Raw genomic sequence first — 15,998 nt, 5'->3', positions numbered from 1 at the left:
TTTAATAAAACTTCCTATATTTGAAATGTAGGTTTGACATTTATTTCAATTGCAGATAAATGAAAAATCGCCGTGACACTTGCTGTATGAGAAAAAAAGATATACTTTCTCCTTCCTTTCTTTCCCATATTCCAGGAGGATTTACGCGGCGATCTATCGGCCGTTGCTAGCCTATAAAATACCAATTAATTGTAATCGGTATCATAACTCAATAACATGGGACATTATTCTTTCAGGATCATAGGCCTGGCAGGCTTATTATGGATCAGTGCCACCGCAAGTGGCCAGGGAGAGGGCAACGATTCATCGGGATATTACAACGAAGTGAGAACCTATGTAAACCCGGTATTGCCGGGCGACCATCCCGACCCGACGATGATCAGGGTGGGAGAAGACTTTTATCACTGCGGATCGAGCTTTCATTTCACACCGTATCTGCCGGTCTATCATTCAAAAGACATGGTCCACTGGGAGGTCATCAGCAGGGTAGTGCCGCCGGCAAGAGGACAATTTGTGAACGACCGTCCCTCGGCCGGTATCTGGCAGGGAGCCATCACCTATTTTTACAATTCATACTGGATCTATTTTTCCGCCGGCGGACAATGGTTTTGCAAAGCGGAGTCCCCTTACGGCCCCTGGTCAGCGCCGGAAAAAGTGAGGACCAATCCTGCGACGGGAGACCTGGGTTACGACAATTCCATCTTCATAGACGATGACGGTAAGCCGTATATGGTGATCAAGAACGGGCAGAAGGTCAATCGGATACAGGCGCTGGGGCGCGATGGCCAGCTGGCAGACACGGTGATCAAACTGGACTGGATAAATGCGCAGCTGCAATACAGCTGGGCCGAAGGTCCCGTGATGTGCAAGCGCAATGGATACTACTATTATTTCCCCGCCGGCGACGTATCCGGCGGTCAGTATGTTATGAGGACGACGGCGCTGACCAGCGACTCCACGAAGTGGGAGAGGCTGGGCGACTTCTTCAGGACGGTGACAGACCCTGCAACGGGCTTCCGCCGGCCTAATCATATTTCCGCGCCGTTGCAATTGGCGGACGGCAGCTGGTGGACCATCGGGCAGAGCTATGAAAAGCCGCAGGGCGACGACTGGTCCGGCATGGGCCGGCAGACAGCATTATACCCGGTGTCCTGGGACGGCGACAGGCCCTGGGGGATGGCGCCGGTGAGCACGCCGATCATAAAGCCCGGGTTGCCGTCGGCAGGCATCCCCTGGAGAAGCGTCCATACGGATTATTTCGATGAGCCCGTGCTGGGTGCATGGTGGCATTTCCTGAACAGGGGCGCTGCGAATGCGTATTCGCTGGACGCAAGGAAAGGATGGGTGCGGCTATCTCCATCAGGCGGCAGGGCGCATTTGATGCAGAAGGAGACGGATCATTATTATTCAGCTGTCACACGGGTGGATCTCAACGCAACGGACACCGCCGATAAAGCGGGACTCTATCTGTCCAATGGAAACCAAAAGGTGATGGCGCAATTATATACGGGATTCGACGGTGCAAAGCGTATCTTTTTCCGGCTGGATACGGCCGTTCGCTCCCTGCCCAACCCGGTGAATGGCCCTGTCTGGCTGAAGCTGGAACGGCAAAGACATGCGTTGACAGGATATTACAGCGCGGATGGTCGCTCCTGGACGTCGCTGGGCGCTGCCATCAACGCTGCCCCATTGGACAGGGGACAACCGAACTTCAATTCATGGGTGGGTACAAGCGTGGGTATATTTGCTGAAGGCCGGGCGGCAGACTTCGACCTGTTCGTCTGCAAAGATGGGTTTTCGCCGCTGAAGGCTGCGGGATATAGTAATTATTTTGGCGTAGAGTCGGCAGACACCAGCGGCGGCAGGGCCGTGACCAATACCTCTTCTTATGGTGGATGGTTCATGCTTTCGGGAGTGTCGCTGGGTGAAAAGAAGGATGGAGTGGCGCAGGTTCAGGCACTCGTGGCTGCCCGTAAAGGCGGAACAGTCGAAATATGGTTGGATGATCTGAAAACAGGCAGGATGATCGCACGGGTGCCGGTGGCACCGACGAATGGGAAATGGACGACATGCAGTGCGACGGTAAAGGACATTGCAGGCAGTCACGACCTGTTCGTAAAGTTCCCTTCAGGGAACGATCATGATATCTACATCAGTCAATTGCTTTTCACTCGAAAAAAATAAACGTCATGATGAGAAAGCTGATCTTTTTTGCAGCCGCACTATTGGGTTTCTTATGGGGCTCGGCCCAATCCATCGAAAAACATGCTCCGGCGGGCTTCGACACTGAACGTGCCGATATTGCCCATGGCAGGATCGACACCATCACCTGGCCGTCAAAGACCGTAGGGGCCCTGCGGCGGGCCCTGATCTACACGCCCCCCGGCTTTTCCAAAAAGAAAAAGTACCCGGTGCTCTATCTGCTGCATGGCATCGGCGGCGATGAAAAGGAATGGCTCAATGGCGGAAAACCACAGGTGATCCTGGACAATCTGTACGCTGACGGCAAGGTAGAGCCGATGATCGTCGTCATGCCGAATGGAAGGGCCATGAAGGATGACAGGGCCACAGGCAATATCATGGCGCCGGACAAGGTTCAGGCATTTGCGACTTTCGAAAGAGATCTGCTGGATGATCTTATCCCTTACATTGAAAAGAAGTTCCCCGTATACACCGACAGGGAGCACCGCGCAATAGCCGGACTGTCGATGGGCGGCGGCCAGTCGCTGAATTTCGGGCTGGGCAACCTGGACAGGTTCGCCTGGATTGGCGGTTTTTCTTCTGCGCCCAATACCCGGCTGCCCGAAGTGCTGGTACCCGATGCGGAAAAGGCGAAAAAAATGATAAAGCTGTTATGGATCTCCTGTGGGGACGCCGACGGACTCATCAGCTTCAGCCGGAGAACGCATGAGTATCTCAACGCGCATGGCGTCCCCCACATCTATTACATAGAGCCGGGGGTGCATGACTTCAAGGTGTGGAAGAACGGGCTGTACATGTTCTCGCAGCTGATCTTCAAGCCCGTGGACGAATCGCTCTTTTCCAAATACAGCATGCTGGGCACGCCGGCATCCACCAATGTGCGGTCCGCAAAGTATCCCCAGGTGCTGCCGGACAGCCGCGTGATCTTCCGCGTAAAAGCGCCGGAGGCGCATCAGGTCCAGGTGGACCTGGTGAAAAAGTACGACCTGGCCAAAGACACCGGTGGCTATTGGGCAGTGACGACGGACAGCATCAGCGAAGGCTTCCATTATTATTCCCTGCTGATCGACGGCGTCGCATTGGCCGATCCGGCCAGCGAGTCTTTCTATGGCATGGGCCGCATGGCCAGTGGCATCGAGATCCCCTTCAGCGGAGGCGCCTACTATCAGCAAAAGGACGTCCCGCATGGCGATATACGGATCAGGAATTATTACTCCCCCGTCCTCCAGGCCTGGCGGCGTATGTATGTCTATACACCCCCTGGCTATGATGAGCATTCGGCAGCGTCATATCCCGTGCTGTATATACTGCATGGCGGCGGCGAAGACGAGCGGGGCTGGGCCATGCAGGGGCGGACGGATATGATACTGGATAATCTGATCGCAGAAAAGAAGGCCACGCCGATGCTGGTAATCATGCCCGATGCCAATGTGAGCATGCCTGGCTCGCCATTCGGTGAGAACGGGCTGCGGCTGTTCCAGTCGGAGCTGAAGGGCGTGATCATTCCCTTTGTCGAAAAGAACTATCGGGCAAAGTCGGACGCCGCCAGCCGTGCGCTGGCCGGTCTGTCGATGGGCGGCATCCATACCCTGTACACGGGTATGAACAATACGGATATGTTCGCTTACCTCGGGGTGTTCAGCTCTGGCTGGATCCTTCCCATGCAAAAGGACCTTGCCGAGGCGCAATACGAACGGATGAAAAAAAGGACCGATACGATCAACACCAACCTCCGGCAGTTGTGGATCGGTATGGGCGGTAAGGAAGACATCGCCTATAAGAACTGTCAGCTGATGCTGGGCCGGCTGGATGAGATGAAGATCAGGTATACTTATAATGAATATCCGGGCGGTCATGCCTGGCCGGTATGGAGGAACAACCTGTATAAGTTCGCACCCTTATTATTTCAATGATCATGAAAAAAGATCTCCTGCTGGGCCTTTGCCTCCTTTTAGCAGCGCGCGGCGCCCGGGCGCAAAATCCCTTTATCATGGACCAGTATTCCGCAGACCCTTCGGCGAGGGTCTTCGGGGATAGTGTCTATGTATATCCTTCGCACGATATCAGGGGCGGCAACGGTAAGGGCCGCGCAGACTGGTTCTGCATGGAGGATTATCATGCGTTTTCTTCGGCGGACCTTCGGCATTGGTATGATCACGGTATGATCGTCAGCCAGGATAAGGTGCACTGGGTGGATACCGCTTCGTACAGCATGTGGGCGCCGGATTGCATCTTCCACAACGGCAAATATTATTTTTACTTTCCTTCCCGGGCCCGGAACGCCGGCGGTTTCGCGGTGGGAGTTGCTGTGGCCGATAAGCCGTATGGCCCGTTTATCCCGCAGGATCAGCCGATAAAGGATGTGCATGGCATCGACCCGAATGTATTTATTGACAAGGATGGTCAGGCCTACCTCTATTGGGCACAGGGAAAGATCTATGGTGCAAGGCTGAAGGACAATATGGTGGAGCTGGCATCGGAGCCTGTGGTCCTGGGAGAACTACCGGAAAAAGGATTGAAAGAAGGGCCTTATATGATCCAGCGGAACGGGATCTATTACCTGACTTACCCGCATGTGGAAAACAAAACGGAGCGGTTGGAATATGCCATGGGCAGCCAGCCGCTGGGCCCATTTAAAGTGTCGGGCGTGATCATGGACGAGTGGCCCGACGGCTGCTGGACCAATCATCAATCCATCATCCAGTTCAAAGACCAGTGGTATTTATTTTATCATCACGATGATCTCTCTCCGAGCTTTGACAAGAACAGGTCTGTCCGGGTGGATAGTTTGTTCTTTAACGCCGATGGCACCATCCGGAAGGTAGCTCCTACCTTGAGGGGTGTTGGTCTTACGGGTGCGGAAGAGATGATTCAGGTGGACAGATATAGCGCCATCAGCGCTGCCGGCGCGCGTATCAGCTTTTTAGATAGCTCGGACAGGTTCAGGGGATGGAAACTGACGTTGGAGGCGACAGACGGCTGGGTGCGATACAACGGCGTAGTCTTCGGAGAAATGAGTAGGGGGATTGCCGAAATACGCGCCGCTTCCCCGGATGGCGGCGCCATCGGGATAAGGGCTGACGCCATGGATGGGCCGGTAATAGCGACAGCGGCCGTACCGGCAGGTGGTGCCTGGAGCAACATAGCAGCATCCGTAAGCCCGTTGAAGCCTGGCGTACATGATCTTTTTATAAAGAGTTTGAAGGGTAAGGTGGAGGTTGACTGGATACGGTTTCCACGAAATGGTCTTACACATACTGACCAGCAGGCCCGTAACCCCATCATCTATGCGGACGTCCCGGACATGTCCATCATCAGGGTGGGCGATACGTATTATATGAGCAGCACCACCATGCATATGAGCCCCGGCGTGCCCATCATGCGCTCGAAGGACCTGGTCAACTGGGACATCGTCGGCTACGCTTACGATAGACTCGATGACGTGGATGAGCTGGATCTCAACAACGGGAAGAGCGCATACGGCAGAGGGTCATGGGCCAGCAGCCTGCGTTATCACGACGGGCGCTTCTATGTCAGCACTTTTTCAGGCACGACGGGAAAGACATATATCTATACGACACAGGATATTGAAAAAGGCCCCTGGAAAGCCGTCTCTTTCAAACCGTCCCTGCATGACAATTCTTTGTTCTTCGATGAGGACGGGAAGGCATATATGCTGTATGGCAGCGGTAAGATCATGCTGGCGGAGCTTAATGACGATCTTTCGGGGATCAGGGAGGGCACCACGCCGCAAATGATCATCGAAGACGCCAGCAGTGTGGCCGGTCCGATAGGATTGCGGGCGGAAGGTTCGCAATTATTCAGGATCGATGGAAAATACTATCTCTTCAATATCACCTGGCCCAGGGGTGGCATGAGGACTGTGACGATCCACCGGGCCGATCGGCTTACAGGGCCGTATGTGGGTCGCGTGGCGCTGCAGGATAAAGGCGTTGCGCAGGGCGGGCTGATCAATACGCCCAATGGCGAATGGTATGCGTACCTGTTCCGCGATTTTGGTGCGGTGGGACGGGTCCCATACATGGTGCCCGTGCAGTGGCAGGATGGCTGGCCGGTGCTGGGGGTGGATCATCGGGCGCCGGATACGGTGGCGCTGCCCATAAGCAAAGGCCTGGACCCGGGCATCGTGGCTTCGGATGACTTTAGCCGTCAAAAAGGCGCGCCGGCCTTCCCGCTGGTATGGCAGTGGAACCACAACCCCGACAACAGCCGGTGGTCGCTGGACCAGCGTCCCGGATATCTTCGGTTAACCACAGGTCGTGTGGATACTTCGCTGCTGCTGGCCCGCAATACCCTGACACAGCGGACATTCGGCCCGGGATGCTCGGGCGTGACAGCCATCGATGTCTCCCATATGAAAGAGGGAGACCAGGCAGGCCTGCTGCTGCTGCAGAAAAAATATGGCTGGGTAGGAGTGCGCGTCACGGGCAACAAAAAGTATGTAGTGTCGGTGCGGGAAGGAACGACGACAGACAGCGTGGCGCTGACACAAAGAACGGTGTATCTCAGAGCCGACTGCGATTTCAGGCGCCGCGCAGACAAGGGCTGTTTTTATTATAGCCTCGACGGAAAGAACTGGAAGCCGGTAGGTACTGCCCTGAAGATGGAATATACGCTCCCTCATTTCATGGGCTATCGCTTCGGGCTGTTCAACTATGCAACGAAAACGCCGGGAGGCTACGTGGATTTCGACTACTTCCACATCGGCGAGGCCTTTTCTTCCACTGAAAATTAATACCTTATTCAAATGAACATGAAAATATTATGGATCGCGGCCTTATTTTTCTCCGCAACCTGCATCGCTCAGCAGTTGCCGTATCAAAACCCTGACCTAAGCGCCGCGGAGAGGGCCAGGGATTTAATTGCACGGTTAACATTAGAGGAAAAAGCATCGTTGATGCAGGACCAGTCTCCTGCAATTCCCCGCCTGGGGATTAAAAAATTTAATTGGTGGAGTGAAGCCCTTCATGGTCTTGCTAACAACGGGGATGTAACAGTGTTCCCCGAACCGGTAGGGATGGCCGCTTCTTTTGACGACTCCCTTGTTTACAGGGTCTTTGATGCCGTCTCCGATGAGACAAGGGCTAAATACAACCAGGCAATGAAAGAGGGGAAGGAGAACAGGCGTTTTCTAAGCCTCTCGGTATGGACGCCCAATATTAATATTTTCAGGGACCCCCGTTGGGGACGTGGACAGGAGACATACGGGGAAGACCCTTATCTCACGTCCCGCATGGGTATTGCTGTGGTAAAGGGTCTGCAAGGCCCGGCAGATGCGAAATACCGGAAGCTCCTGGCATGCGCCAAACATTTTGCCGTGCATTCTGGCCCTGAATGGAGCCGCCACCGGCTCAACCTGAATAATATCGATCCCCGCGACTTGTGGGAAACTTATCTCCCGGCATTCAAGGCATTGGTGAAAGAGGCGGATGTCCGAGAGGTAATGTGCGCCTACCAGCGCCTGGATGATGAACCTTGCTGCGGCAATAACCGTTTGCTTCAAACGATCCTTCGCGACGCATGGGGTTTTAAATACGTGGTGGTGTCCGATTGCGGCGCCGTCACCGACTTTTACACGAGCCATAAAGTATCGTCCGATGCAGTACACGCTGCCGCAAAAGCCACATCGGCAGGTACGGACGTAGAATGTGTATGGGATGGATATGCTTTCAAAAATTTACCGGCGGCGGTCGCCAAAGGCCTGATCAGAGAAGAAGATATAAATGCCCATCTGACCCGGATATTGGTCGGGCGGTTTGATCTGGGCGAAATGGACGATGATGCCATCGTTCCCTGGACGAAAATACCCGCATCCATCATCAATAACCCGGAACATCGGGATCTTGCATTGACCATCTCCCGTGAATCCATGACCTTGCTGCAGAATAAGGACAACAGGCTGCCCTTGAATAAGTCGGTCAAAAAAATTGCGGTCATCGGGCCGAATGCCGACAACGAACCAATGCTTTGGGGAAATTATAATGGCAAGCCGGTACGAACGATCACGATCCTCAATGGCATCAGATCGAAGATCTCCGGGGACCGCATTGTATATGATAAGGCTTGCGATCTCGTAGAGAACAAAGTAACGCAAAGCTATTTTACAAAGATCATATACGAAGGCAAAAATGGCTTTAAAGCCACTTACTGGAACAATCGCGATCTGCAAGGGGACGCCGTCGCCTCAGACCGGATAACCAATCCAATAAAGCTGACCACGGCGGGTGATCACGAATTCGCATCCGGCGTGAAGCTCGTTGGCTTTTCCGCCCTCTATACCACTGAATTTGAAGCTGACGCGACAGAAGAGATCGTTTTCAAAGCAGGCGCTACAGGCCATTTTGAATTGCTGGTGAATGGAACTTCAATAGCGAAGCATGACAACTGGAGAACACTCCCCTCCAGGGTTCCTTACAAGGTCGAAAAAGGCAAAAAATACCGTATTGAAATTAAATACGCCCAACTGAACAACTGGCAGGCCGATCTCGAATTTGATTTTGGGAAAGAAGTGGACATCGATTTCTCCGGCCTGATCAATAAGCTCAAAGGAATAGAAACAGTAGTATTCGTGGGAGGCCTTTCTACATTGCTGGAAGGAGAGGAGATGCCGGTGAATTATCCCGGCTTTAAAGGAGGTGACAGGACCAGTATTGAATTGCCCGAAGTCCAGCGCAATTGCATCAAGGCATTGAAGAGCGCCGGTAAAAGTATAATCTTTGTCAACTGCTCCGGCTCGGCCATCGCAATGTCGCCGGAGAAAGAGAACTGCGATGCCATCCTCCAGGCCTGGTATGGAGGTGAGTCGGGAGGTCAGGCCGTGGCCGATGTCCTGTTCGGGGATTACAACCCCTCGGGCAAATTGCCGGTGACCTTCTATAAGAATTCAGAACAGCTGGGCGATTTCGAAGATTATTCCATGAAAGGAAGGACTTACCGCTTCATGTCCGACCCGCTATTCCCCTTTGGCTATGGATTGAGCTACACAACCTTTTCGATAGGCAACGCAACCCTCAGCGCCAACACCCTTGCAAAAGAGGACGCGGTCACGCTTACCATCCCTGTATCCAATACGGGACGGCGCAACGGGACGGAAATAGTCCAGGTGTACATCCGGAGAACAGATGATGTGAACGGACCCGTAAGGACCCTGCGCGGCTTTAAGAGATTGGATGTGCCGGCCGGGAAGACGGCAACGGCAACGCTCACGCTTCCTTACCATGCATTTGAATTTTACAGCAACGAAAAATTTGAAATGATGGTCACTCCCGGAGAATACGAGCTATGGTATGGCAACAGTTCCGGCACAAAGGATTTGAAGATGGCAAAGATCATGGTTAAATAATCCCAATAACTTTATATGCTTAAAAAGTTCTTAGCGATCACGGCATTCGCGCTTTGGATGACGCCGCTCGTCTCGAAGGCACAGCGTTACCAGCCCACCGCCCACGGCATCACGGCAAATGTCCATGATCTTTCTCTCGAGATCCGGTTTTACAGCCCTGCCATTGTACGGGTGATCAAAACTCCCTCAGGCCATACCTTCAATAAAGAAAGCCTTTCGGTCATCAAAGAACCCGAAAGCACGAAGATAACCGTTAAGAAAAAGGAGGAAACGGTCTGGCTCAGCAGCGAAAAATTAAGCGTCGGCCTCGATCTCCGGTCAGGAAGCATCGTCTATCAAACTGCAGGCGGGACGCCCCTTCTCCGGGAAAAGCCGGAAAGTGCAGCTTTTACTCCCTTTGACGATGCGGGCAGCAGCACGTTCAACGTCTCCCAGGCCTTTCAGCTGGATCCGGGCGAGCCCCTGTATGGTCTGGGGCAGCACCAGCGCGGCAATCTTGACCAGCGCGGTCAGCAGTACCATCTGATACAGGGTAACACCGAGGATGTGGTCCCTTTCCTCCAGTCAGTAAAGGGATATGGTATTTTTTGGGACAATTATTCTCCCACCGAATTTAATGATAAGTCCGGCGAGACCCTTTTCAGATCGGATGTCGGAGAAGGCATCGATTATTATTTCCTGTATGGAGGCAATGCCGACGGGGTCATTGCAGGCTACCGGGAACTTACAGGCCGGGCGCCGATGTTCCCTTTATGGACCTTTGGTTATTGGCAGAGCAAAGAGCGGTATAAAAGCCAGGATGAGCTGGTGGATGTCGTTAAAAGATACCGGGAGTTGACCGTCCCGCTCGATGGCATCATTCAGGACTGGCAATATTGGGGTAACAATTATCTCTGGAACGCCATGGAGTTCCTGAACCCTGAATTTCCCAATCCCCGGAAAATGGTGAACGACGTACACGGCATGAATGCGCACATGATCATTTCAATCTGGTCGTCCTTCGGTCCGCACACGAAGCCTTACCAGGAGATGGATAAAATGGGGGCGCTCATGAATTTTAAGACCTGGCCCGAATCAGGCTCCGAAAAATGGCCTCCAAACCTCGACTATCCATCCGGGGTCAGAGTGTATGACGCTTACAACCCGGCCGCACGTGATATTTATTGGAAGTATGCGAGTAAAGGTTTGTTCTCGATAGGTATCGACGGCTGGTGGATGGATTCTTCCGAGCCGGACCACCTGGACTTCCATCCTTCCGACCTGGATAACAAGACGCATCTGGGATCATTCAGGAAAGTGCGCAATGCCTATCCCCTGATGACGGTGGGCGGTGTTTCGCAGCATCAGCGTTCCCTGTCTTCGGACAAGCGTGTATTTATACTCACGCGCTCAGCATTTGCCGGACAGCAGCGGTATGGCGCCAACACATGGTCGGGTGATGTTACGGCATCCTGGGAAACCCTGAAAAGGCAGATACCAACAGGGCTTAATTTTTCTCTGAGCGGTATCCCTTATTGGAACAGCGATATCGGCGGTTTTTTTCTGACAAAGTTCCGGCGCAGGCTGTCCGACCCCGAATATCGCGAGCTCTATGCCCGGTGGCTGGAGTTTGGGGCCTTTTGCCCGATGATGCGCTCGCACGGAGCAGACGCCCCAAGGGAAATTTACCAGTTCGGACATAAGGGCGACAGGGTATTTGATGCCATCGAAAAATTTATCAGGCTTCGTTATAGCTTTTTGCCGTATATCTATGCTGCCGCTCACGACGTTACGGCGCGTCATTCCAGCCTGATGCGTGCCCTGGTCATGGATTTTCCAAAGGACAAAAAAGTGTGGGACATCAGCGACGAGTATATGTTCGGCAGTTCCATCCTGGTCCGTCCGGTGACAAGCCCCATGTATGTAAAAGCCGGCTTCGACGGCGCCGATTCCGTCATGATGGAGGATTTCAATGCCATCAGGAATGTGGAGACTTATTTGCCGGAAGGTGCCAGCTGGTATGATTTCTGGACAGGCGAAAAGTTCGCGGGTGGGAATAAAATAAGCAAAGCAACACCGCTGGATATTATCCCCGTGTATGTCAAAGCGGGTTCTATCTTGCCCCTGGGCCCGCAGGTGCAGTATGCCACAGAAAAGAAGTGGGATAGCCTCGGGATCAGGATATATCCGGGCGCAGATGGGGATTTTACACTTTACGAAGACGAAAATGACAATTACAATTACGAGAAGGGCAGCTACAGTGAGATAGCATTTCATTGGGATGACAAAAAACGCGCCCTGACCATTGCAGACAGGAAGGGGGCATTTGAAGGAATGCTGCCGGAGCGGCGGTTCGTTATAACGGTGGCGCCTGCCCAGGGAGCTGAAGGCCAGGCCCCGTCGAAAACCCTTTCATACAAGGGTAAGGGCGTCACGATCAATATGGAAAGGTCCCCGACCACCCGGCAGCCCGGCCTTGTCAGGATTGACGGCGGTTGGGTACAAGGCTCGGTGCAAGGTGATCTGACTGTGTTCAAAGGGATTCCTTTTGCAGCGCCGCCTGTCGGCGACTTACGGTGGCGGGCGCCGCAACCTGTTAAAAAATGGAACGATGTAAAACAAGCTGTCAGCTTTGCTCCCGCCCCTGTCCAGGGAGGCAATCCTCCTTCAGGTAAAAGCGAAGATTGTCTTTACCTGAATGTCTGGACCCCGGCAGGATCGCCTAAAGAAAGCCTGCCGGTCCTTGTTTGGATATATGGAGGCGGTTTTAGCTACGGCTCAACAGCCGAACCATCGTACAACGGCGAAAAGCTGGCAAAAAAGGGTGTTGTATTCGTTAGCATCGCCTACCGCGTGGCGCAGCTCGGATTTTTAGCCCACCCGGAATTGAGCGCTGAAAACCCTGCTCACGTCTCGGGCAACTATGGCTTGCTCGATCAGATCGCTGGTCTCCAATGGATACAAAAGAATATTGCTGCGTTTGGTGGCGACCCCAATAAGGTAACCATTTTCGGCGAATCAGCCGGAGCGATCTCCGTAAGTATGCTATGCGCCTCACCGTTGGCTAAAGGCCTGTTTCGTGGCGCCATCTCGCAAAGCGGCGGATCATTTGGCCCAACCCGGCCAACGACCTTCCCCGGGGAAAATATGAAATCCCTCAGGCAGGCGGAAGCCGAAGGTCAGTCTTATCTGCAAAAAGCCGGCGTTTCTTCCATTGCGGAATTAAGGAAAATACCCGCAGACAAGCTTCCTTCGGGATGGGGATTAGGGAGCGCATGGCCCATTGTCGATGGATATGTGATCCCTGGCGATCAGTTCGATCTGTACCAGGCCGGCAAATACAACGATGTTCCTGTGATGATCGGCTACAATTCAGATGAAGGAGCAAGCTTTTCACCAGGCAAGACCCCTGAAGAGTATGTGGCAGGCGTAAGATCACGCTATGGCAAATTTGCCGATGCTTTGATCAATGCTTATCCGGTTGGAAAGAATACCGTGCCAAGAACAGCACGCAACCTTGCCCGTGACGCTGCATTTGGATGGCATACCTGGACCTGGGCCCGGCTTCAATCCAAAACAGGCGGATCGAAAGTGTACTATTATTATTTCGATCAGCATCCCGATTATCCTGCAGATTCTCCACGGCATGACTATGGTTCGCCCCACGCTCAGGATGTTTCCTATGTTTTTCAACATATCGATCCGATGGATCCCCGGACTACCCACGCGGACCTGGAGATTTCCCAGGCGATGGGTACCTATTGGACGAACTTTGCGAAATTTGGTGATCCCAACGGTAAAGGAGTTCCTGACTGGCCGGCTTTCGGGAATGATAACCCGGCCGTCATGTATTTTGGTCCAACACCTCATAAAGGGCCGGTTCCGGATGAAGGATCGCTGAAAGTATTGGATGGATATTTTAGGTGGAGACGTACGCCGGAAGGAGCGGCATGGGCCCATTGATAAAAAATATATTTATTGGAGCTTTCTTTCTTTGCTGTTGCTTAGCTGCCCCTTCAGTGCAGGCCCAGGGTAATTTATATCCCAACACTTTTAATTTGAGTGACGTTAAGCTGCTCGACGGCCCTTTCAAAAAGGCCATGGATCTAAATATTAAGACCCTTTTGCAATATGATATAGATAGGCTTCTGGCTCCTTATCTGAAAGTGGCGGGTTTATCTCCTAAAGCAAATAACTATTCGAACTGGGAAAGCGACGGTTTGGATGGTCATATGGGAGGCCATTACCTGTCGGCCATGGCGATCCACTATGCTGCCACTGGTAACGGGGAGTGTAAAAAGCGCATGGAGTATATGATCTCGGAACTCAAAGCTTGCCAGGAAGCCAATGCAGCAAAGCATCCTGGTTGGGGTGCCGGGTATATTGGGGGGATTCCCCGCAGCGAAGAGCTGTGGACGAAGGTGAAAGCCGGAGAAGTAGGTCCGGTACAAAGATATTGGGCGCCCTGGTACAATCTGCATAAAATGTTTGCCGGGTTGAGAGACGCCTGGTTGTATGGCGGTAACGAGGATGCAAAGAACATGTTTATCAAATACTGCGACTGGGCCATAAATATAACATCGGGTTTGTCAAACGCCAGGATGGAAGAAATGCTGGGAAATGAGCACGGAGGGATGAACGAGGTGCTTGCCGATGCATTCCAGATCACCGGCGATGCAAAATATCTGACGGCGGCTAAACGCTTCTCGCATAAAATGCTGCTCGATCCCCTGGCGGCCGGGACCGATAATCTCGATAACAAACATGCGAACACCCAGATCCCTAAAGCGATAGGCTTTGTGCGGATAGGGGAGCTTTCCCATGATAAAAAATATGCAGGAGCCGGCAGTTTTTTCTGGGAAACAGTTACTGCTCACCGCACCCTGGCTTTTGGTGGCAACAGCCGCAGGGAACATTTTCCGGCTCCGGCATCCTGCACAGACTTTATCAATGAAATAGAAGGGCCCGAATCATGCAATACATACAACATGCTGAAATTGACCGAAGATTTGTTTCGTGTTCATCCATGGGCAAAATATACCGACTTTTACGAAAGAGCGTTATTCAACCACATTCTGTCAACCCAGCATCCCGAACATGGGGGATATGTATATTTTACACCGGCCCGTCCCAGGCATTACCGCGTATATTCTGCTCCCAATCAGGCAATGTGGTGTTGTGTGGGCACAGGCATGGAAAACCACGGTAAATACAGCCAGTTTATTTATACCCATCAGCAGGACGCTTTATTCTTAAATCTCTTCATTGCCTCAGAGTTGAACTGGAAGGATGAAGGCATTACTATCAGGCAGGAAACGCAATTTCCTTATGAAGAGCAAACCCAGCTGAAAATAACCGACGGTTCTTCCCGGTTTAGGTTGATGATTCGATATCCGGCATGGGTACGGGACGGCGCCTTGAAAATTATTGTCAATGGGAAAATTGTAAAATACAACAATGCTCACCCGTCATCTTACATAGCCATTGACAGGATCTGGAAAAAAGGAGATGTGGTGAAGATCATGTTACCCATGCACAATGCTATTGAAAAATTACCCAATGTCTCGAACTACATAGCGTTGCTGCATGGTCCGATCTTGCTTGCCGCAAGAACAGGAACGGAGGATCTGGCCGGTTTAATTGCCGACGACAGCCGGTGGGGTCACAAAGCGGGGGGCAAAAAATTACCTGTCGATAAAGCGCCGGTCTTCATTGAAGATAATATTTCCGGGATCACGGAAAAGATGGTGCCTGTAAAAGGTAAACCCCTCAGTTTCAAACTTTCAGGATTAAAGATGATTAATCCGGTTGATATCGAGCTGGAGCCGTTTTATAAGATCCATGATGCGAGATATATGATTTACTGGATGGCATTGACAAGTACCCAGTACAGTTCGTATCTCGATTCCATTGCAAGGGCCGAAAAGCAAAGTTTGGAGCTGCAGGCACGAACGATAGACTTTGTCGCCCCGGGCGAACAGCAGCCGGAAGCAGATCATGCTATCCAAAAGGAAAATTCCAATACAGGTAATGCACAAAACGAATTTTGGCGTGACGCCGCCAAAGATGGATATTTTAGCTACAACATGGCGACAAATGCTGAAGTCGGGCTGCAGTTAATTGTTCGATACTGGGGCGCCGAATGGGGAAGCAGGAAATTTGATATTTATATCGACAATGAAAAGCTGCTGACAGAAGACAACACGGGTCGATGGAATCTGTCGGATTTTCGGGATATCGGGTATGCCATTCCGGATTCGATGGTAAAAGGCAAAGATCATATTCGGATTAAGTTTAAAGCGCTTGCCGGAAGTATTGCAGGAGCCGTTTATTATATCCGTTTGGTAAAGGCTCCATAAAACAGTATTCAGGGCCAGGAAAAAGCCATTTTCAACATTCGTTACACATCTTTCAACATTATTACCATCCTCTTGCTCCTCCTTATATTAGCTTC

Annotated in this window: 6 protein-coding genes; all 6 read left to right on the top strand. The window is 52.2% G+C overall.

What is annotated here, in order from left to right:
• Window positions 1-216: 216 nt before the first annotated feature.
• From Q4E93_RS07035 to Q4E93_RS07010, 6 genes are read left to right on the top strand one after another with little or no spacing between them, the layout of a single operon-like run.
• Window positions 217-2,184, top strand: coding sequence for a family 43 glycosylhydrolase (locus Q4E93_RS07035; RefSeq protein ID WP_303583763.1), 1,968 nt, complete (start codon window positions 217-219; stop codon window positions 2,182-2,184).
• A gap of 5 nt (window positions 2,185-2,189) precedes the next feature.
• A complete protein-coding gene (locus tag Q4E93_RS07030; RefSeq protein ID WP_303583761.1) occupies window positions 2,190-4,115 on the top strand; it encodes an alpha/beta hydrolase-fold protein in 1,926 nt (641 codons plus the stop codon).
• A gap of 2 nt (window positions 4,116-4,117) precedes the next feature.
• Window positions 4,118-6,958, top strand: a complete 2,841-nt coding sequence (locus Q4E93_RS07025; protein ID WP_303583759.1) for a family 43 glycosylhydrolase — start codon at window positions 4,118-4,120, stop codon at window positions 6,956-6,958.
• Window positions 6,959-6,970: 12 nt separating this feature from the next.
• On the top strand, window positions 6,971-9,565 hold the full coding sequence (xyl3A, locus tag Q4E93_RS07020; RefSeq protein ID WP_303583757.1) for a xylan 1,4-beta-xylosidase: 2,595 nt from the start codon (window positions 6,971-6,973) through the stop codon (window positions 9,563-9,565).
• A gap of 15 nt (window positions 9,566-9,580) precedes the next feature.
• Window positions 9,581-13,507 carry a carboxylesterase family protein gene (locus Q4E93_RS07015; RefSeq protein WP_303583755.1) on the top strand — a complete coding sequence of 1,309 codons (3,927 nt, stop codon included), beginning with the start codon at window positions 9,581-9,583 and terminating at the stop codon, window positions 13,505-13,507.
• Entirely contained in the window at window positions 13,495-15,903 is a 2,409-nt protein-coding gene (locus Q4E93_RS07010) for a glycoside hydrolase family 127 protein (protein WP_303583753.1), read from the top strand. Before Q4E93_RS07015 ends, Q4E93_RS07010 begins: the two co-directional genes overlap by 13 nt.
• The last annotated feature ends 95 nt before the right edge of the window (window positions 15,904-15,998 follow it).

The sequence above is a fragment of the Flavitalea plasmicola genome, from assembly GCF_030546645.1.
In the GTDB taxonomy this organism is placed as follows: domain Bacteria; phylum Bacteroidota; class Bacteroidia; order Chitinophagales; family Chitinophagaceae; genus Puia.
This window is presented reverse-complemented; position numbering and strand designations above follow the sequence as displayed.